Here is a 21,431-nt window from a genome sequence, read left to right on the forward strand (position 1 = left end):
ACATTTTTTGATGTTGTTAATTTGGTGAAATATTACAATTAGAGGTGAGATATTTATATTTGTATAAAATGATAAAAAAATATGTATATACTGACAAAAATAAGGGGATGGTTGTTAGATAGATTTTGTAAAAATAGGGGAGTATAGCTAAAGGACGATGATTTTTATTACTTATTAATACTTGTCCTGGCTAGTTTTAGCTGGAAAAATAGTTCTCGATTTGAATATGAGTTATGTTATAATTGCTAGGTGTGTTTGAATGATAAAAAATTATGATTAAAAGATAATGTTAAGATTTTGTATGGAGGTCTTGGAATGTTAGCAAATCAAGCTAGGGTTAGATTTGAGCATTTTTTGCTCTTTTTTATTATTTTACAGCCTGTTTTAGATTTATTAACGTCTCTTAGCATCACTTTATTAAAGTCAAATGCTACCGTTGGAATTTTAGTAAGATTCCTTATTATGGCTGTTGGTGGTATTTACATTTTAATTCAGGCAAAAGAGAAGGAAAATAGAAAGTTTTTAATTTATCTTATATTATTAGCCGGAGTTTTAGGGATAGGGTTTATTAATAACAAACTAGTTAAAAATCCTATTGTACTTGGTGAAGAGGTTAAATTCGTTGCGAAAGCATTGTATATATATATCATGCTGGGATCATACATTTTAGCTTTAAAATCATTGAAAAAGACAGTTAATATTAGTGATAAGGTTCGAAATAGTATTGTATATTCTACATTAATCATTAACGCAATTATGGTTATTTCTATTTCAACATCTACTGACTTTGGTAGTTATGAATGGATGAAGGTTGGTTCTCGAGGTTGGTTCTATGCAGGGAATGAACTAGGTTCAATCTTAGCTATTATTTTCCCTATTGTGGTACTATATTCTATTCAAAAAACAAAGAGCTGGAAACACATTTTATATTGGATTCCATCACTTTTAATGATTTATTCGCTAATTCAAGTCGGTACAAAAGTTGGAATGGGCTCAATTGGTGCTACGTTAGGGGCAGCAATCGGAATCATTGTACTACAATTATTATTTGATAGAAAAAATCCGAACAAAAAATCCCTTGCGCTTAATGCAGTAATTGCTATGGTCCTATTAGCTGGTGTAGTTGGGACGTTTAAACAAACACCATTAGCACAAAATATGGGTATTCACAATAATTATTTATCAGAGCAAAATGTGGCACAGCAAGGTCAAAAAGAAAAAGAAATTAAAGAGAAGCTGAAAAAAGAGCAAGAACTTAAAGCAAAAGAAGAAAATCATCATAAAGTTGAAAAGCCAGAAGAAAAGGCGAAGATAGAAGAGGAAGTTAAGAAAGAGCTTGAGAAAGAGCAAAAGAAAGAAAATCAAGAAAATCTTATTTTCAGTGGACGTCAAGTATATGAAGAAAGACATAAGCAGTTCTTTAAAGAAGCGCCAATGTCACAAAAGTTATTAGGAATGGGTTATGCAGGTAACTTTAAATACAATGAACAAAAGCAGCCAGATCCAAAACTAATTGAAATGGACTTCCATGATTGGTTTTATGATTTCGGGATTATTGGCTTTGTATTATTAATGATTCCATTTATTTATTACGGGCTAAGAATTTTACTAGCATTTGCTACGAGATTTAAGGACATATTCAATATAAAATATGGAATGATTTCAGCAAGCTTATTGTTAGCGTTAGGTATTGCTTATATTGCAGGACATATTTTAACAGCACCAGGAGTTGGGATTTACTTTGTAGTGGTGTTAGCTTATCTAATAGTAGACCTAGAAATTGAATGATAAAAATAAAAGCTAACTTTTGTTAGCTTTTATTTTTTAGTACAGTAAAATAAAAATAGATGGAAACGTAGCGAGGATTTAAAGGAGGAAAAAATATGAGAATATTGCATATGAATGCAGGAGCAGAAGATGGGGGAGGGAAAACACATATTATTTCACTTCTCGATCAGTTTCCAACTGGTGAAGTAGAATTAGCAGTATTTGAAGATGGAATTGTTGCGAAGGAAGCAAGGGAGTTAGGGATAAAAGTCCATGTGTTTTCACAAAAATCGCGCTATGATTTATCCATTTTAAAGAATATAAGTGAATTTATTAATAAAGAAAAATTTGATGTAGTTCATACACATGGCCCTAGGGCTAATTTCTATGTTTCTTTAATGAAAAAGAGAATAAAGGCAAAATGGGTAACGACTATTCATAGTGATCCATTTCAAGACTTTACTAAACAGGGCTTAAAAGGTTGGATTTTTACGAAATTAAATTTGAAAGCCTTAAAAAATATAGACTTATTTTTCGTTGTAACAAATAGATTGAAAAAAAGCCTGGCAGCATTAGGTATTTCAAATGAAAAGATGCATGTTATTTATAATGGAATTGAATACGATAAGGAAAAAGCAGAAGGCTATAATAAAAAAGAAATGTTCAATATTGATGAAGATGTATTTACGGCAATCCAAGTAGCACGATTACATCCTGTCAAAGGACATGAAGTTTTATTCGATGCGTTACAACAAACAAAATTAGAGAAAATTAAAGTATTATTAGTTGGCGATGGCCCATTAGAAGAAAATCTAAAGTCATTAGCTACTGAAAAAGGGATTAACGATAAAGTAGAGTTTTTAGGACATCGTCAAGATGTAAAACAATTATTTGCGTCGTCACATGTAAATTTATTAACTTCCCATAGTGAAGGGTTCCCACTAGTTTTATTAGAAGCAGCAAATCAACGCGTACCATCAATTGTGACTAGGGCTGGAGAAATTGAACCATTAATCGTAGATGAAACTTACGGATGGATTGTGCCAACAGGTGATGGAAAGGCATTAGCATTAGCTTTAGAAGAAGCGTATGATAAGTGGAAAACTGGAGAGTTAGCAGCAATGGGTAAACATATTTATGAGCATGCTACTATGAACTTCTCACTTCAAAAACTATATGAAGATACAAAGGAAACATATAAGCAATTAATAGCGAAAAACTTGTAATGATAGAGAGGATAGTTAACTATGGCAGTACAAACAGTTGATATTCTAGGCGTTCCTTTTTCTACAATGACAATGGATGAAACGGTCCAATATTTAAAAGAACAACTAGAAGCGGAGCGAACTCATACGTTTCAGGTAGTAACAGCAAACCCTGAAATTGTTATGTGCGCAAAAAAGGATGAAAAGTTCTATCAAACATTATTGAATACAGATTTAATTACACCTGATGGTATTGGGGTTGTAAAGGCAAGCGGGATGCTTGGTACACCTTTAAAAGAACGTGTAGCAGGTTTTGATTTAATGTGTAATTTACTTGCGAAGTTATCTGAAGATAGTAAGCCGGTATCTGTTTTCTTATTAGGTGCAAAGCCGCATGTTGTACAAGCTGCAGCAGATCATTTAACAAAGACATATTCAGCTGTATCCATCGCCGGTATACAAGATGGTTATTTTAAACAAGAAGACGAAGAGAATATTATTTCTCGCATTCAAGAAGCAAAACCAGATTTATTACTTGTTGCACTTGGTTTCCCGAAACAAGAGAACTTTATCCAAAACAATAAGCATCGTTTAGAAACGAAAATGGCTGTTGGAGTGGGTGGAAGTTTAGACGTATGGGCTGGAGAGGTAAAACGTGCACCAAAATGGATTCAAGCGATTCATTTAGAGTGGTTTTATAGATTATGCAGTAATCCAACACGCTGGCGTCGTCAGTTAGTATTAGCGGAATTTTTAAAAGAAGTAATGCGTTCGAAAAAGTAGCGAAATATCGCTGCTTTTTTTATTTGTTCATTTTTAATAAATTGAAACTTTAATTAGTGAGGCATCCCTACTGATTATTAGCCCTCACCAATCGGGATAGACGTTTTACTTTTTGGGAATGATGAAGGAGAAATTTTTTACACAAAAGTATTTTACTTATACAATTCACACATGTAAAATTATGTGTAAAGACACCTGTGTGAGGAGGACTTCTAGTGGGCAAGGTAAAAGAAATTTCGAAGCGCAAACTACTTGGTATAGCTGGGCTTGGATGGCTATTTGATGCAATGGATGTTGGAATGCTTTCATTTGTAATGGTAGCCTTGCAAAAGGATTGGGGATTAAGTACGCAAGAAATGGGCTGGATAGGTAGTATTAACTCAATCGGTATGGCAGTAGGAGCGCTTATTTTTGGGATACTATCAGATAAAATAGGGCGAAAATCAGTCTTTATTATTACATTATTGTTATTTTCTATCGGTAGTGGTTTAACTGCATTAACAACAACACTTGCAATGTTTCTCGTTTTACGCTTTTTAATTGGTATGGGGCTTGGCGGAGAGCTTCCAGTTGCCTCTACACTAGTATCAGAGAGTGTTGAAGCGCATGAGCGTGGGAAAATTGTTGTGTTATTAGAAAGTTTTTGGGCAGGTGGATGGCTAATTGCAGCTCTTATCTCGTATTTTGTTATTCCTAAATATGGTTGGGAAGTTGCGATGGTATTGAGTGCAATTCCAGCACTATATGCTTTATATTTAAGATGGAATTTACCGGATTCCCCAAGGTTCCAAAAAGTTGAAAAAAGGCCATCTGTTATTGAAAATATAAAATCAGTTTGGTCTGGGGAATATCGTAAAGCAACAATTATGCTATGGATTCTATGGTTTTGTGTTGTCTTTTCCTATTATGGAATGTTCCTTTGGTTACCGAGTGTAATGGTGCTAAAAGGATTTAGTTTAATAAAAAGTTTCCAATACGTACTTATTATGACATTAGCTCAACTTCCAGGATATTTCACCGCTGCTTGGTTTATTGAACGTCTCGGTCGTAAATTTGTTTTGGTTACGTATTTAATTGGGACAGCTTGCAGTGCCTATTTGTTTGGGGTTGCGGATTCATTAACAGTATTAATCGTGGCAGGTATGTTACTATCCTTCTTTAACTTAGGTGCTTGGGGAGCATTATACGCCTATACACCTGAGCAGTATCCAACCGTTATTCGTGGTACAGGTGCAGGAATGGCAGCAGCGTTTGGGCGTATTGGTGGTATTCTTGGACCATTATTAGTGGGGTATTTAGTTGCCTCAGAAGCTTCACTATCATTAATATTTACGATTTTCTGCGGATCAATCTTAATTGGTGTATTCGCTGTAGTAATACTTGGACAAGAAACGAAGCAACGAGAATTAGTATAAAGTGAAATTTTAAATGTATGCCTGATCGTTTATTACCCTACACTACTCGGCTCTTTCTAGGCAGTTAATGTAGGATAAAGGGGGAGAGGAAACCGAAGGGGTTTCCTTTTTTCTGTTTTTTTAGATAAATAATGGTATAGTAAGAAAAAGGATTATTTCTTATAAAAGCGAATGTATACAACAGGACATATGGACAAAGAATTAGGTGGTTGAAGAAATGAAAATTTTACTGATTATGGAAGAGGCAGAAGAGAGAAGAGAGTTAGCTGAAAATTTCACTGAAAATATGAGAAATGTAGAATGTTTTGAAGCAAAGACAGGAACAGAATCTTTATTTATGATGAAAAAACATATACCAGACTTTGTTTTTTTAAGTTCCAAATTACTAGATGGTACTGGTTTTGAATATGCAAGTTTATTACGAGAAATAAATTGCTATACAAAATTTATTTTTGTAGGTGAAAACATAGAAGAATCTATTACAGCTTTTCGTTTCCAAGCATTTTATTATTTATTGCGACCATTTCGTGAAGAAGATTTACAATTTCTTTTATATAAAATAGGTAAAGAACAAGGCGAGAAAGCAAAGAGTTATTTGCGAAAACTACCGATAGAAAGTCAAGAGGGCATACGATATATTCTTCCAGAAGATATCGTATATGTAAGTAAAAATAAAGAAAATAAAACTGTTTCAATTTACACAACGAATAATCAGTATATTTCAACATATACACTTCAGGAATTAGAAAATAAGCTAAATGCATATGATTTTTTACGTGTACATAAAAGCTATTTAATTAATATGTCATATGTAAAAGAACTGAAACCTTATTATAATGGCACGTATAATTTGTATTTAGATAGGTATGATGAGCAACCGATTCCAGTCAGTCGTAATTATGTAAAACGCCTTCGAAATAACATTGAATTATAGTAGATAATGAGAGTATTTTAACATGATAAACTAAAAATCCTTCATGATAGGGAGGATTCAAGTTAAATATTCAGAAAATTTAGTACAATCTCCACTAAGAAATAGTATTGGGGGAATTGTATGTGAAGACATTGAAATCGATCTTACTTTGGGGCGTTATTACAGCAGTAGGAGCAGGTGCTTTTGGGGTAATAGCTTTATCACAAGGTGAAACCATTAATGCTGTATGGCTCTTAGTAGCTGCCGTATGTGTATATGCAGTTGCTTATCGCTTTTATAGTAGATTTATAGCGAGAAAGGTTTTTAATTTAGATGATAATCGGCAAACACCAGCCCATACATTAAATGATGGGAAAGACTATGTTCCAACAAATAAGTGGGTATTGTTTGGACATCACTTTGCAGCGATTGCTGGAGCGGGACCTTTAGTAGGACCGATTTTAGCGGCACAAATGGGGTATTTACCAGGGACCATTTGGATTATTGTTGGGGTAGTTGTTGCGGGGGCTGTCCAAGATTTTGTTATTTTATTTGCTTCAATGAGACGTAATGGTAAATCGTTAGGAGAAATGATTAAAGATGAGATTGGACCTGTTACAGGACTAATTGCAATGATAGGTATTTTAGGAATTATGATTATTTTATTAGCAGTATTAGCGTTGGTCGTAGTAAAGGCACTAATCGGAAGTCCTTGGGGAATGTTTACGATAGCAGCAACGATTCCTATCGCTATTTTAATGGGAGTTTATATGCGCTATATTAGGCCTGGTCGTGTTGGAGAAGGATCAGTAATCGGTATTATCCTACTTATTTTATCTCTTGTTGGAGGACAGTATGTAGCAGAAAATCCAACACTTGCAAGTATGTTCACATTTAGTGGTGAAACAATTGCTATTATGCTTATTGTATATGGATTTATTGCATCTGCATTACCAGTTTGGATGCTTTTAGCACCACGTGATTATTTAAGTACATTTTTAAAAGTTGGAACAATTGTAGGGTTAGCAATCGGTATCTTAATTGTAGCACCAGATTTACAAATGCCAGCCGTTTCGAAATTTATTGATGGAACTGGTCCTGTGTTCTCTGGAAACTTATTCCCATTCTTATTTATTACTATTGCTTGTGGTGCAGTGTCTGGATTCCATGCTCTTGTTTCATCAGGTACGACGCCGAAGATGATTGAGCAAGAGGGACACGCACAGCCAATCGGTTATGGAGCAATGTTAATGGAGTCGTTTGTAGCAGCGATGGCGATGATTGCAGCTTGTGTATTAACACCGGGAACGTATTTTGCAATTAATAGTCCCGCAGCACTTATCGGTACAGATGTCTCGCAGGCAGCTCAAGTTATTTCCTCATGGGGATTTGCTATTACACCAAATGAATTAAAAGATCTTGCTGTAAATGTTGGAGAGCAAACGATTTTATCACGTACAGGTGGTGCGCCAACATTAGCGATAGGTATGGCATATATTTTCTCACAAGTAATAGGTGGAACGGCCATGATGGCATTTTGGTATCATTTTGCGATTCTCTTTGAAGCCCTATTTATTTTAACAACGATTGATGCCGGAACGCGTGTCGGCCGATTTATGATTCAAGATATTTTAGGGCATGTATATAAGCCATTTGGGAAAACGGATTCTACATTAGCGAATGTAATCGCTACAACATTATGTGTATTAGGATGGGGATATTTCTTATACCAAGGGGTAATAGATCCGCTCGGTGGAATTAATACATTATGGCCACTTTTCGGTATTGCAAATCAAATGCTAGCAGGTATTGCATTATTACTTGGAACGACAATTTTGTTCAAAATGGGGAAAAAGGCGTACGTTTGGGTAACACTTATTCCAACTGTGGGATTGCTTATTGTAACAATGACAGCTGGTTATCAAAAGCTATTTCATGAAAATCCTAAAATCGGATTTCTATCTCACGCGAAGGTGTTTCAGGGAGCGTTAGATGAAGGGAAAGTGTTAGCACCAGCTAAAAATGTTACTCAAATGAAGCAAATTATTTTTAATGATTATATCGATGCAGCGCTTTGTGGGATTTTTATGATAGTTGTAATCGCTGTGTTAATTTCAGCACTTCGAATTTGGATACAAGTATTAAGAAATAAGCCAATGCCGTTAAAAGAGGCACCATATATTCCTAGAGATGAAAGTGAGTCGAGGAACTATGCTTAAAAAGCTGTGGCAAGTATGGGGGGAAAGGAAGCGCTTTATTAGTTTGCTCGTTGGGGTACCAAGTTATGAAGTATATGTGGAGCATATGAAAAAGCATCATCCTGAAGAAGAGGTTTTATGTCAAAAGCAATTTTTTGCTGAGGCACAAGAAGCAAGATTTAACGCAAAGGGTGGAAAAATATCACGCTGTTGTTAATGAAAAAGGGCGAGTTTTCGCCCTTTTTATTTTTTGCTGTTTCACGTGGAACAGCAAAAAATAAATAAAAACTTTGGGAATTATAGGGATTTCGTATACAATAAAGTAAGGAAAGGGATAGATAGAAAAGTAAGGAGATCATTTTATGTTAAGGGACTTATTTGTAAATACAACAATTATTCTTTCCTTTATTTTTGTTGGAGGTCAGCTTTTAAGAGATAAGCCGTTAAAAGAAGGATTCTCTTTTGGGCAGAAATGTGTAGTAGGCATTTTTACTGGGATACTAGGTATATTACTAATGTATTTCGGTGTTCGTGTTGGTACCATCCTATTGGATTTACGCTACTTAGCTGTTATTCTAGCTGTTATTATTGGAGGGCCGATAGCGAGTACCATAACAATTATTATGATTTTAGTAACTAGACTGTTGTTTATGGATTATTCATTAGCTTCTCAAGTGGCCTTTTATACAATCATTGCGATAGGAATAGGGAGTATCTTTATTTCGCGTATGAAGCTTTCTTTAGGGGAAAAGTGGGTATGGTTACACGCATATATTTTATCTATTCTAATCCCAGCGTTATATATATGGTTAATTAAAGAGATCCACATAGTGGGATTATATTTAATTTCTAGTATTATTACAGGTTACATAACATTCATAAGTGCAAATTATGTTTTACAATCCAATGAGCTATTTCAAACGATGAAGCAATACGCAACGATAGATGCATTGACAGGTCTAGGAAACGTAAGACAGTTTGATTTAGAGATGAATCGTCATATTAGTAATAAACACTTGAAAAACGATTCACTTTGTTTACTACTTATAGATATTGACCATTTTAAGCATGTAAATGATACGTATGGGCACCCAGCGGGAGACGAAGTGTTAAAACAAGTAGGGCATATTTTGCGAGAAATGTCAGCATTTCCGGATTTGGTTTTTCGAAAGGGTGGAGAGGAGTTTGCGCTTTTGATACCAAGGAAAGGAATGGTTTATGGAATTCATGTTGGGGAACAAACTCGTATAGCTGTTGAAAAACATTCATTTGAATTGTTAGATGGAACAAAAATAAAAATTACAGTTTCGGTAGGGGTTTCAGAGTATGAAGGGGCATCAGAGCAATTTATTCAAGCGGCGGATGATGCGTTATACTACTCGAAACGAAATGGTAGAAATAAGGTCAGCTCTGCATCTTAAAGATAAGATGACCGGAAGACATAAAGCTTATAAAAAACACTCACAGAGACAATGTATGAACCTTGTGAGTGTTTTTATTTATATATTAGACAAGTTCTTTTGATACAACGAATTTACGATATGCACCATGGTGAGTTGGACCTACGTATTCGTTAATTTTGAATGAGTAACGAATAGCAGCTGTGATGAATTCTTTAGCAGTTTTTACTGCTTCTTTCACAGGTTTTCCTTTTGCAAGTTCTGCTGTAATTGCAGCAGAATATGTGCAACCTGCGCCGTGTGTATTTGTAGTATCAATTTTTTCTGATTCTAAAAGATCGAATGTTTCTCCATCATATAGGACGTCGATTGCAGTTTCCGTACCAAGTTTGCTTCCGCCTTTAATTAGTACGTATTTGGCACCTAAAGCGTGGATTTTCTTCGCTGCTTCTTTCATGTCCTCAAGAGAATTAATTTTCACACCGCTTAATTGGTAAGCTTCAAATAAGTTTGGCGTTACAACTAATGCCTTTGGCACAAGAACGTCACGTAAGCAATCGTTCGTTTCAGGGTGTAATGCTTCATCTGCACCTTTACATACCATAACAGGGTCAACTACTACATTTTTGAAATTGTGCTTTTCGATTGTTTCTGCAACCATTTCAATAATTTCTACTGATCCAAGCATACCTGTTTTTAAAGCGTCTACGCCAACACCTTCAATTGTTGTTTCTAATTGTGGTTTTAATGTAGAAGCTGGGATTGGAAATACGTTATGTGCCCAACCGTTATGTGGATCCATCGTTACGATTGTTGTAAGAGATGTCATTCCGTATACGCCCAGTTCTTGGAATGTTTTTAAATCTGCTTGTATACCAGCACCGCCACTTGTGTCAGAACCAGCGATAGTAAGTGCTTTATTTAATGTCATTATGAAAGCCCCCTCGAGTGATATAATGAAAACTATGTTTTCACCATTATATCAATGTTACGAATAAGTACAAAGTGAAAAGTAGATGATTTATTTTAAGAGCTATTTAAAATCTTGTATGCAGGAGAATGAGTATGTTTCGAGATAATCGTACGAATGAATTAGTTATATTAAAGGAAATTGCAGAAACATTAAATACATCAAATGATACATATCATGTATTGCAAGCTGTCCTCGAGAAATTGCTAAGTGTAACAGGTTTAACGACAGGATGGATTTTTCTTGCAGATGAAAATGGGAAGTATACGAAGTTGATTGATTACCAATTACCAGAGGCACTTACATATGAAAATAAACGCCCGATGTGCGAAGGTGAGTGTTGGTGTTTACGAGGTTTTGTAGATGGGAAATTAGAGAGAGCCGTTAATATTATTGAATGTAAAAGAATTAATAATGCAATTGAATATAATTGGGGAGATACGGAGGGCATTCTTCATCATGCTACGGTTCCTTTAAAAGCTGGAGGAGAAAAATTTGGGTTGTTAAATGTTGCAAGTCCGGGTAAAACACATTTTTCAGAAGAAGAATTAGTATTACTCCAATCGGTTGCCTTCCAAATTGGTACGGCTTTAAAGCGAACAAAATTATATGAAAATGAAAGAAGAAGAGCACATTATTATGTGAAATTAGAGCGTTTCATTCAAGATTTAAAAACGATTCATAAGTTTAATGTATTACCTGAAAAGGTGGTAAATCACGTAGGTGAAGTATTTCAATGGAATCAAGTAGCGCTTTTTATTAGGGAGGAAAAAGAATTATCTCTGCGAGCGTCTTACGTTCAGGAAGAGTTACAAGAGGATGTAAAAGAGGCGGCCAACAAGGCGTTAGAGCAAGATGAACCAGTTCTAATAAAACATCAAATAGGGCATAATGTGCATCTAAATCAAACTGTTATTGCTACGCCAATACATATTCAAAACCATATATTTGGTGTTTTATGTGTTAGCTTGAATAATGGAGAGTTTGATGCTAATACAATAGATGTAATTCAAGCGCTATCAAACCATGTTTCGTTAATAATAGAGAATTTGAGGTTAAACGAGCAGCGCCGTGAACTTGTACGAATGGAAGAAAGAAACCGATTAGCAAGAGATTTACATGATTCTGTTTCGCAAAAATTATTTTCATTAACCTTCATGACAAAAGGCGCCGAGGCAGTTTTAAAAGGTAAAAATGAAAAGGTAGATCAATCTTTGCATGAGATGCGTGAACTTGCACAAGGAGCTTTGAAAGAAATGAGGACATTAATTTGGCAGCTTCGTCCGGCAGGATTAGAAAAAGGATTATTGCCAGCTCTAAAGCAGTACGGTGAAAATTTGGGACTGAAAATTAGGGAGCAAGTTACGGGTGTTCGTGATTTACCTCGTGTAGTAGAAGAAGCTTTATGGCGCATTGGCCAAGAAGCACTGAACAATGTAAGTAAGCATGCAGGTGTAAAAGAAGCGACGATTTATTTTACAGTGAATGAGAAAAATGTATCATTAGAAATAGTTGATCAAGGAAAGGGCTTTGTGGAAAAGAATATAAAAGAAAAGAAATCACTAGGTATGACTACGATGCGTGAAAGAGTAGAATTAGTTGGTGGAACAATTAAAATTGTAAGTAGTAATAAACGAACGAGCGTAAAAGTAAATGTACCATTATGATGTGAAAATGAGGGAAGTTTGTGAAAATAAAAGTATTGTTAGTTGATGATCATACAGTTGTTTTAAAAGGATTAGCGTTTTTCTTAAGCACACAGGAAGATTTAGATTTAGTTGGAGAAGCGAATAATGGGAAAGAAGCGTTAGTGAAAGTAGGAGAAACAAATCCTGATGTTATATTAATGGATTTATATATGCCTGAAATGGATGGTGTTGAGGCGACGGCATATATTAAAAAAGAGTATCCAAATGTGAAAGTAATTGTGTTAACTAGCTTTTCTGATCAGGCGCATGTGTTACCTGCATTAAGGGCTGGAGCAAGTGGGTATATTTTAAAAGATGTAGAACCGGATCAGCTTGTTGAGGCTATTCGAAGTGCATATAAAGGTAATATTCAATTACATCCGGATATAGCAAATGCTCTTCTCTCTCAAACATTACCTGTAGAAGAAAAGGAAGAAGAACCTTCTATTCAAGTGGATGTGCTAACAGCGAGAGAAAATGAGGTGTTGCAACTATTAGCAAAAGGGATGAGCAATAAGGAAATTGCATCTGTTTTAGTTATTACAGAAAAGACAGTTAAGGCGCATGTAAGTAGCATTTTGAGTAAATTAAATTTATCCGATCGTACGCAAGCGGCGTTATATGCAGTGAAAAATGGAATTGTATAAGACAAAAGTCGTAAGACCTAGTTCGCCTTTAGAAGGTGGACTTTTTTTATGGAAAAATACGTCTATGTGAGGACGAAATTGTCTTTATATAAAGATAAAATATGATTGTAAGCAACAAAACAACAATTACAAGGGATACCTTTTTTGAAAGCATATAACAACATAAGAGTAAGTACTAGGAGGAAGAAATAATGGCAACAGTTTTATTCGTTAAAGCAAACAACCGTCCAGCGGAACAAGCAGTTAGTGTAAAATTATATGAGGCATTTTTAGCAAACTATAAAGAAGCACACCCAAATGATACAGTAGTAGAACTGGATTTATATAAAGAAGAATTACCATATGTAGGTGTAGACATGATCAATGGTACATTCAAGGCAGGTAAAGGATTTGATTTAACAGAAGAAGAGGCAAAAGCAGTAGCAGTTGCTGATAAGTATTTAAATCAATTCCTAGAAGCTGATAAAGTTGTTTTCGGCTTCCCATTATGGAACTTAACGATTCCAGCAGTGTTACACACATATATTGATTATTTAAACCGTGCTGGTAAAACGTTCAAATATACGCCAGAGGGTCCAGTTGGCCTAATCGGTGATAAGAAGATTGCATTATTAAATGCACGAGGCGGCGTATATTCAGAAGGTCCAGCAGCTGAGGTAGAAATGGCTGTTAAATATGTAGCAAGTATGATGGGCTTCTTCGGCGCAACAAACATGGAAACAGTAATTATTGAAGGACATAACCAATTCCCAGATAAAGCAGAAGAAATCATTGCTGCAGGTCTTGAAGAAGCAGCTAAAGTAGCAAGTAAATTTTAATTAAAATTATACTCGTCACTCGAAAAAACAGCATTAACGTTTATATGTTAATGCTGTTTTTTTATATTTTTAGTTCATCAGCAAGTTTTTCTAATGTATTTCGATCTTTTATATAATATGTTCGGCCTTCTTTTCTTAAATAATTTTGTTGGCAAAACTGATTTAATACATATAAAAGATGACGGTAGCTGACATTTAAATATTCCGAGGCCTCGGTATGCTTTTCTATATAACAATTATTTTGCTCTGTTAATAAAATAAAAGCAGCTAATCGATTTTCAAAAGGATAACTATAGTTTTTTGCGTAATTTTCAGTGCGAGTAATTGTCTTTTCTCCAATAAATTTACATAAGTGCTGTAAAAACGTTGCATCTTGTAATAAAAGTTGCTGACAATCTTTAAGAGGAAGTGCCAAACACACACAATCTTCTAGTACTTCAACGGACTTAGTAATATTTTCTACTCCTATTAATCCTAATTCCCCGATAAAAGATGGTGCTTGAATAAAATTAATTAATGAAACCTTCCCGTTTTTATGACTCATATATATTTTGGCTCTCCCAGAAATTAAGTAATAGAGATAAGGGAGAGCATTTCCTTCACTACATATCATCTCTTTCGTTTGAAAAGAATGCAGCTCTACATATGGCAAGACATGAAATGAAAATAGGGTATGGAATTGATGGATTCGCATGTATTGATAAATTTCTTCCTCATTTTTGCTGATTTTCATATTTTCACCCCTATGTATAGTATGAGATATCTCCTATTATCTTTACAAGAAGGAATGATACGATTTATGTAAATTTGTTTTTGTAGAAAAGAGAGTGTGATGAATTTATGAAAAAATATAAAACATTGTTATTTGATGTAGATGATACATTACTAGACTTCCAAAAGGCTGAAAAAGTGGCTTTACGGGTACTTTTTGAAGAGAAGGGAATCCCTTTAACAGACGAGATAGAGGCTCGTTATAAAAAAATAAATAAAGGTCTTTGGGATGCTTTTGAAAAAGGTGAACTATCACGCAATGAAGTTGTAAATACACGATTCTCTCTTTTGTTTAAAGAGTATGGAGAAGAAGTAAATGGAATATTATTCGAAAATAATTATCGTAACTACTTAGAAGAAGGAAATCAACTCATGCAAGGTGCATTTGAATTTATAAATCAAATTCAAGGGGAGTATGAATTGTATATAGTGACAAATGGTGTTTCTAAGACGCAAGATAAACGTTTGCGCAATGCAGGGTTACATTCATTATTTAAAGATGTCTTTGTTTCGGAAGATACAGGTTTTCAAAAACCGATGAAAGAGTATTTTGATTATGTTTTTGAACGGATTCCTAACTTTGCACCTGAAGAAGGGCTGATTATTGGTGATTCATTAAGCGCTGATATTAAAGGTGGATATGTAGCGGGAATTGATACTTGTTGGTTTAATCCAGAAAGGAAATTAAATGATAGTGGGATTATACCGACATATGAAGTGCATAATTTTGAGGAGTTAGAAGCGTTATTGAAGCAGCATGTGTAATAAAAAAATAGGCAGTTGAGCTTTCGTCCCCACTGCCTATTTTTATTAATTTTTATTTTCGTTATGTTTTGGGAGGGGAAAGGCATTCCCGATAGCAGCTGCACCAAGCATGGGCAATAGTAAATTAAGCGGGAAAAACATAAGTAATAGTAATGTTATAGCTATTGGCTTTCGTAACGCATAGCTTGAAATTGCTGTTGTTACGATGGCAACAGATGCTACTGGATCTATAGGAAGAATAGATGCTACAGCGTATCCGATACTTGACCCAGAAAATATAATTGGGAAGATATGTCCACCTCGCCACCCTGTGTTCAAACAAACGGCAGTAATGCACAACTTTAAAATCCCTGAAAGAAGTAGTATCCAAAAAGATAAATGGCTCCATTCAACAACTAATTCTTTTAATTGATGTTCCCCTGAAAATAATGTGTACGGAAGAAAGGTTCCCGCAATTCCTAATAAAATACCACCGATAATTCCGAGTGTCAGCTTGTATTCTCTAAAAGGGTGAATTAACTTTTCTAATGTGAATTCTAACTTGAAATAAAAGAAACCAACTATAGCACCGATACTAGCAAGTGGAAGAAATGCAATCCATTCATTGAAAGAAAGTGTACCTTCCCCGAAATCAACAATAAAGGATCCACGATTATCAAGTTTACTCAGTAGTAAATAAACAGAAAAACCTGCGAAAGTAGTAGCTAAGTATACAATCGCTTTTTTTCCTTTAGAAAAAGCAGCAATTTCTTCCCCCTCATTTTCATTTGGTGCTAAATAACCGAATAATGGTGCGTTAAAAATGACACTTAAAGTAGCGCCAATTCCGATCTCGGTTAGCTCATTCATACCCTTTAAGGCAAATTTAAAGCGATCCCCTACCCATGTGCACAGTCCGCCTATAATTCCAACTAGTGCGGCTTCTGGACCAAGACTAGCACCGAAAATTAAAACAATAATCGCTGTTAAAGTAGCCCGATGGACAAAGCGATATTCGATTCGACCAGTTTTTTTATATTCAGCCATTACTTCAGGCATAAGGCGTGGGTATGTACCGAAATGTTTTTGTGATAGACCAACAAGGACCCCGCCAATTATTGTTACGCAAAGGGTGTAATAAGAGGGAAAAGAGAGAACTTCAGGCAAGTATCCCCAAATAAAGTGGATTCCAATATTTATTGTGACTAAAAATAACCAGACTGTAGCTCCTACTATAGATCCTAGAAGAATGCCATATAGAGCAAGTATGTAATGCATATCTTTTTTATTTGTCATGTTATACCTCCGTTATGTAAATCTTAGTAGGGAAAAAAGTGAAATATACTAGTGAAAAATGGATTGAATATATATAGTATCTTTTTGAGAAGATGGCCTATTCAACATATAGGCTAACTTTTGGGGAATTTGAATTTATAGGTTAAATTACTTATTTAATTTTATAGACTGATTTGAGGTTTTTAAAGGTCTTTTTTGAAATAGACTAGAATATATTTCTTTTGTTGCTTTATATGAAACTGTTAACATTTATTTTAGAACATTCAGAAAAACTGTTTGACATTAGGAAATTATTGCTATAAAATCAACGGTAATTGCATAGTCTTATCAAGAAAAGGTGGAGGGACAGGCCCGATGAAACCTTGGCAACAGCCGTATAACGGAATTGTGCCAAATCCTGCAGGTAGTAATCCTGAGAGATAAGAAAGAGCCTTTAGAGCGTGTTTTCAAACTGCTCCTTTCTTGTTTTCAGGAAAGGGGCAGTTTTTTATTTTGTATAAAAGAAAGGAGAATGAGAGATGGGAGAATCATGGGGAAAAGGAACAATTTGTGTGCAAGGTGGCTATACGCCAAAGAATGGTGAACCACGTGTTTTACCACTTTATCAAAGCACAACGTATAAATACGATACTTCGGATGATTTAGCAGCTCTATTTAACTTAGAGGCAGAAGGATATATTTATACACGTATTGGAAACCCTACTTTAGCAGCATTTGAGCAGAAGTTATCAGATTTAGAAGGCGGTGTAGGAGCTGTTGCAACGGCTTCTGGGCAAGCAGCTATTATGCTCGCAGTTTTAAATATTTGTAGTAGTGGAGACCATTTACTTTGCTCTTCAACTGTTTACGGGGGAACATTTAATTTATTTGGGGTGAGTTTACGTAAGCTTGGCATTGATGTTACGTTCTTTAATCCAAATTTAACGGCAGATGAAATTACGGCACTTGCTAACGATAAGACGAAACTTATCTATGCAGAATCATTAGGAAATCCAGCGATGAATGTTTTAAATTTCAAAGAATTTTCAGCTGCCGCTAAAGAATTAGAGGTACCTTTTATCGTTGATAATACATTAGCAACTCCTTATTTATGCCAAGCGTTTGAATATGGGGCAAATATTATTGTTCATTCTACGACTAAATATATCGATGGGCATGCGAGCTCTTTAGGCGGTATTGTAATTGACGGTGGAAACTTTGATTGGACAAATGGAAAATATCCTGAGCTTGTTGAACCAGATCCAAGTTATCACGGTGTAAGTTACGTTCAAAACTTTGGTGCAGCAGCATATATTGTGAAAGCACGTGTTCAACTATTAAGAGATTATGGAAATTGTATGAGCCCATTCAATGCATATATTAGCAATATTGGCTTAGAGACTTTGCATTTACGAATGGAGCGTCATAGCGAAAATGCTCTGGCAGTTGCTAAGTGGCTTGCTAATCATGAACGTATTGAATGGGTGAATTATCCGGGGTTAGATAGTAATGAAAATTACTCGTTAGCACAACAGTACTTGAAAAAAGGTGCTAGTGGTGTTTTAACTTTCGGTATTAAAGGCGGATTAGAAGCAGCAAAAGAATTTATCGCAAATGTAAAACTAGCAACTCTTGTAACGCACGTAGCTGATGCACGAACTTGCGTTATACATCCTGCTAGTACGACGCATAGACAATTAAATGCTGAAGATCAGCGTTTAGCGGGTGTTACATCTGATTTAATTCGTTTATCGGTTGGTATAGAAGATGTTTCTGATATTATTGCAGATTTGGAAGCAGCTCTAGTTGGAGGCAAAACACATGCCGATCATAATTGATAAAGATTTACCGGCTCGCAAAGTGTTGCAAAAAGAAAATATTTTTGTAATGACGAAGGAGCGGGCAGAAACACAAGATATACGTGCTTTAAAAATTGCTATATTAAATTTAATGCCAACGAAACAAGATACAGAGGCGCAATTACTTCGCTTAATTGGAAACACGCCGTTACAATTAGATGTTCATTTGCTTCATATGGAATCACATCTATCGCGTAATGTAACGCAAGAACATTTAACAAGCTTTTATAAAACGTTTCGTGATATTGAAAATGAAAAGTTTGATGGGCTCATTATTACAGGAGCGCCAGTGGAGACCCTTGCTTTTGAAGAGGTAGATTATTGGGAAGAGCTTAAACATATTATGGAGTATTCAAAAACGAATGTAACATCTACGCTCCATATTTGCTGGGGGGCACAGGCTGGCTTGTACTATCATTATGGTGTTCCAAAGTATCCCCTTAAGGAAAAAGTGTTCGGTGTATTTGAACATGAAGTTTGCGAGCAACATGTGAAATTATTACAAGGATTTGATGAATTGTTTTTTGCTCCGCATTCTCGTCATACAGAAGTACGAGAGAATGATATTAGAGGAGTGAAAGAATTAACATTGTTAGCAAACTCTGAAGAAGCAGGTGTTCACCTTGTTATTGGGCCAGAAGGAAGGCAAGTGTTTGCCCTTGGACATAGCGAATATAGTTGTGAGACGTTAAAACAAGAATACGAACGAGATCGTGACAAGGGATTAAATATTGATGTGCCAAAAAACTATTTTAAACATAATAATCCAGATGAAAAGCCGCTTGTTAGGTGGAGGAGTCATGGTAATTTATTGTTTTCTAATTGGTTGAATTATTACGTGTATCAAGAAACCCCTTATATATTGTAAAGAAAGATTGTGTAACACGTGGCAACGTTTTCCTTGTAAAGATTAACCTTTATTTTTCCGAATGTTCAAAATACATTGTTTTTCAGATTTTTTACTCATATAATTTCATCTAAACACAATTTTTGAGGGGTGGACAGTACTATGAAAGAAATTCAAGTTGGGTTATTAGGTCTTGGGACAGTTGGCAGTGGTGTGGTTCGTATTATTACGGATCATCAAGAACGACTCATACACCAAGTAGGTTGCCCAGTGAAGGTAACGAAAGTATTAGTGCAAAACATTGAGAAAGAGAGAGAGGTAGAGGTACCTTCTACTCTATTAACACAAGATGCAAATGAAATTTTAGATAATCCAAATATTGATGTTGTTATTGAAGTGATGGGTGGCATTGATGATGCAAAATCATATATTTTACAAGCTTTAAAAAGCGGAAAGCATGTTGTAACTGCAAATAAAGACTTAATGGCATTACATGGAGCTGAATTATTAGCGACAGCAAAAGATAATAAGGCTGATTTATTCTATGAGGCGAGTGTGGCAGGGGGAATTCCAATTTTACGCAGTATCGTAGAAGGACTTTCTTCAGATCTTATTACGAAAGTAATGGGAATTGTAAATGGAACAACAAATTTTATTTTGACGAAAATGTCAGACGAAGGGAGAGCATATAACGACGTGTTAAAAGAAGCCCAACAACTTGGATTTGCAGAAGCAGATCCAACATCAGATGTAGAAGGTTTAGATGCAGCAAGAAAAATGACGATTTTAGCTACCCTCGGTTTCTCTACAAATGTAGAGCTTGGAGATGTGAAAGTAAAAGGGATTACCTCTATTACAGAGGAAGATATTGAATACAGTAAGAGCTTAGGTTATACAATTAAATTAATCGGTCTTGCAAAACGAGATGGTGAAAAATTGGAGGTTACAGTTGAACCAACTTTACTTCCAAATACACATCCTCTTGCAGCAGTACAAAATGAATATAACGCTGTGTATGTGTACGGTGAAGCAGTTGGGGAAACGATGTTTTATGGACCAGGCGCAGGAAGTTTACCGACAGCTACAGCTGTTGTTTCGGATTTAGTTGCTGTAATGCAAAATATTAGATTAGGGGTAACAGGAAATAGTGCTGTAGTCCCACAATATCAAAAAGTATTAAAAGAGCCAGACGAAATTGTCGTGAAAAAGTTTTTAAGACTGCATGTAAAAGACGAAATTGGTGTATTTGCAAAAATTACTTCATTGTTCTCTGAGCGCGGAGTTAGCTTTGAGAAAATTATTCAAATGCCGCTTGAAGAGAAAGGAAAGGCTGAAATTGTAATTGTAACGCATCGTGCGTCTCTTGCTGATTATGATTATATTCTACATACGTTGCAAGGGTATGAAGAAATAGATTGTTTGAAAGCGAACTATCGAATTGAAGGGGATGCTAAGTAGTATCTCTTACCATAAAACAGAAAGAGCCTATTAAGCAGCTTGCTTAATAGGCTCTTTTCTATTTAAAATCTGCGTACCAACTTGAATAAATGCTTGGATAATCCAGCCTGTTGTAAAGGATAAGATGATTGTTCCAAAATAGATAGGTCCATCTAATAAAAAGCTTAACGTTAAAAATAAAAAGGCTAATGAAATCTCTGTTCTTCTAAACGTCCATTTTTTCTTCTCGGCAACCGTTAAAACGAAAGCTTCTTGAGGCGCTGCACAAAGGTTTGTAGAGACGTAAAGACCAATTCCAGCTCCAACGAATAGATTTCCGCAAATAAGTGTTATATATTTTGGAAGAGAGCGGATAGCGTCCATAATAGTTGTAATGGAACCAATCCAATCAACAAAAAGAGAAATAAGAACCATCGTTACAATTGTACCGATTGTAATTTGTTTTCTATTCCAAAAGAGTACGATAAGTGTAAAGGCAAAGTTAATCATGAAAATCCAAAAACCAATACTTATCCCAAAATTTTGATATAGTGCAATAAAGAAGGAATCATAAGGGCTAAGTCCAAAGGAAGTAATTGTCGTCATCATATTAATACCGATGGCAAGAATGAGTAAACCGCCAATGAAAAATATATATTCTAATTTGAATCGAAGCATAGTTGTATATCCTTTC

General features: G+C 35.2%; 19 protein-coding genes and 1 riboswitch. Of the genes, 15 read left to right on the plus strand and 4 right to left on the minus strand.

Features of this window, described 5'->3' with window-relative positions:
* Positions 1-315 precede the first annotated feature (315 nt).
* The 8 genes from MR112_RS09570 (at position 316) to MR112_RS09605 (ending at position 9,702) form a co-directional block, all read left to right on the plus strand.
* On the plus strand, positions 316-1,788 hold the full coding sequence (locus MR112_RS09570; protein ID WP_000880755.1) for an O-antigen ligase family protein: 1,473 nt from the start codon (positions 316-318) through the stop codon (positions 1,786-1,788).
* A 95-nt stretch (positions 1,789-1,883) separates the two neighbouring features.
* Positions 1,884-2,993 carry a glycosyltransferase family 4 protein gene (locus MR112_RS09575; protein ID WP_001221227.1) on the plus strand — a complete coding sequence of 370 codons (1,110 nt, stop codon included), beginning with the start codon at positions 1,884-1,886 and terminating at the stop codon, positions 2,991-2,993.
* A gap of 21 nt (positions 2,994-3,014) precedes the next feature.
* On the plus strand, positions 3,015-3,755 hold the full coding sequence (locus MR112_RS09580; protein WP_000290747.1) for a WecB/TagA/CpsF family glycosyltransferase: 741 nt from the start codon (positions 3,015-3,017) through the stop codon (positions 3,753-3,755).
* A gap of 215 nt (positions 3,756-3,970) precedes the next feature.
* Entirely contained in the window at positions 3,971-5,170 is a 1,200-nt protein-coding gene (locus tag MR112_RS09585; RefSeq protein WP_017657617.1) for an MFS transporter, read from the plus strand.
* Between the two features lie 217 nt (positions 5,171-5,387).
* Positions 5,388-6,104, plus strand: a complete 717-nt coding sequence (locus MR112_RS09590) for a LytR/AlgR family response regulator transcription factor (RefSeq protein WP_000698256.1) — start codon at positions 5,388-5,390, stop codon at positions 6,102-6,104.
* A gap of 122 nt (positions 6,105-6,226) precedes the next feature.
* Positions 6,227-8,302, plus strand: a complete 2,076-nt coding sequence (gene cstA, locus MR112_RS09595) for a carbon starvation protein CstA (protein ID WP_000854312.1) — start codon at positions 6,227-6,229, stop codon at positions 8,300-8,302.
* Positions 8,295-8,498, plus strand: coding sequence for a YbdD/YjiX family protein (locus MR112_RS09600; RefSeq protein ID WP_000914503.1), 204 nt, complete (start codon positions 8,295-8,297; stop codon positions 8,496-8,498). Before cstA ends, MR112_RS09600 begins: the two co-directional genes overlap by 8 nt.
* A gap of 145 nt (positions 8,499-8,643) precedes the next feature.
* A complete protein-coding gene (locus MR112_RS09605) occupies positions 8,644-9,702 on the plus strand; it encodes a GGDEF domain-containing protein (RefSeq protein WP_017657620.1) in 1,059 nt (352 codons plus the stop codon).
* Positions 9,703-9,787: 85 nt separating this feature from the next.
* Here MR112_RS09605 and pdxK read toward each other — a convergent pair whose 3' ends face one another.
* Positions 9,788-10,612 (minus strand): pyridoxine/pyridoxal/pyridoxamine kinase, encoded by an 825-nt coding sequence (pdxK, locus tag MR112_RS09610; protein ID WP_000174252.1) that lies wholly within the window; start codon positions 10,610-10,612, stop codon positions 9,788-9,790.
* A gap of 134 nt (positions 10,613-10,746) precedes the next feature.
* Here pdxK and MR112_RS09615 point away from each other — a divergent pair, with 134 nt between their 5' ends.
* From MR112_RS09615 to MR112_RS09625, 3 genes are all read left to right on the plus strand, one after another.
* Positions 10,747-12,318: a GAF domain-containing sensor histidine kinase gene (locus MR112_RS09615; protein ID WP_098214287.1), complete on the plus strand. Its 1,572-nt coding sequence runs from the start codon at positions 10,747-10,749 to the stop codon at positions 12,316-12,318.
* Positions 12,319-12,338: 20 nt separating this feature from the next.
* Positions 12,339-12,986, plus strand: a complete 648-nt coding sequence (locus MR112_RS09620; protein ID WP_071713913.1) for a response regulator — start codon at positions 12,339-12,341, stop codon at positions 12,984-12,986.
* A gap of 191 nt (positions 12,987-13,177) precedes the next feature.
* Positions 13,178-13,804, plus strand: coding sequence for an FMN-dependent NADH-azoreductase (locus tag MR112_RS09625; RefSeq protein ID WP_000246721.1), 627 nt, complete (start codon positions 13,178-13,180; stop codon positions 13,802-13,804).
* A gap of 61 nt (positions 13,805-13,865) precedes the next feature.
* On the opposite strand, the gene MR112_RS09630 is transcribed toward MR112_RS09625, so the two are convergent.
* The gene (locus tag MR112_RS09630; RefSeq protein ID WP_006921968.1) at positions 13,866-14,537 is read right to left on the minus strand and encodes a transcriptional regulator YeiL; all 672 of its coding nucleotides are present in this window, start codon (positions 14,535-14,537) and stop codon (positions 13,866-13,868) included.
* A 107-nt stretch (positions 14,538-14,644) separates the two neighbouring features.
* Between MR112_RS09630 and MR112_RS09635 the strand changes: the two genes are divergently transcribed.
* Positions 14,645-15,340: a YjjG family noncanonical pyrimidine nucleotidase gene (locus MR112_RS09635; protein WP_000760196.1), complete on the plus strand. Its 696-nt coding sequence runs from the start codon at positions 14,645-14,647 to the stop codon at positions 15,338-15,340.
* A 45-nt stretch (positions 15,341-15,385) separates the two neighbouring features.
* Here the strand turns inward: MR112_RS09635 and MR112_RS09640 are convergent, their stop codons facing one another.
* Entirely contained in the window at positions 15,386-16,615 is a 1,230-nt protein-coding gene (locus MR112_RS09640; protein WP_000182456.1) for a chloride channel protein, read from the minus strand.
* A 321-nt stretch (positions 16,616-16,936) separates the two neighbouring features.
* Positions 16,937-17,041: riboswitch (SAM riboswitch) on the plus strand.
* Between the two features lie 92 nt (positions 17,042-17,133).
* Here MR112_RS09640 and MR112_RS09645 point away from each other — a divergent pair.
* From MR112_RS09645 to MR112_RS09655, 3 genes are all read left to right on the plus strand, one after another.
* Entirely contained in the window at positions 17,134-18,432 is a 1,299-nt protein-coding gene (locus MR112_RS09645; protein ID WP_000504787.1) for a bifunctional O-acetylhomoserine aminocarboxypropyltransferase/cysteine synthase, read from the plus strand.
* Positions 18,416-19,321, plus strand: a complete 906-nt coding sequence (metA, locus tag MR112_RS09650; RefSeq protein ID WP_001121540.1) for a homoserine O-acetyltransferase MetA — start codon at positions 18,416-18,418, stop codon at positions 19,319-19,321. The genes MR112_RS09645 and metA overlap by 17 nt, the downstream gene beginning before the upstream one ends.
* A 141-nt stretch (positions 19,322-19,462) precedes the next feature.
* The gene (locus MR112_RS09655) at positions 19,463-20,758 is read left to right on the plus strand and encodes a homoserine dehydrogenase (protein WP_000659109.1); all 1,296 of its coding nucleotides are present in this window, start codon (positions 19,463-19,465) and stop codon (positions 20,756-20,758) included.
* A gap of 30 nt (positions 20,759-20,788) precedes the next feature.
* Here the strand turns inward: MR112_RS09655 and MR112_RS09660 are convergent, their stop codons facing one another.
* Positions 20,789-21,415, minus strand: coding sequence for a YczE/YyaS/YitT family protein (locus MR112_RS09660; protein WP_000943416.1), 627 nt, complete (start codon positions 21,413-21,415; stop codon positions 20,789-20,791).
* Positions 21,416-21,431: the final 16 nt, after the last annotated feature.

It is taken from the genome of Bacillus cereus group sp. BfR-BA-01330 (genome assembly GCF_022663885.1).
GTDB classification, from domain to species: Bacteria; Bacillota; Bacilli; order Bacillales; family Bacillaceae_G; genus Bacillus_A; species Bacillus_A cereus.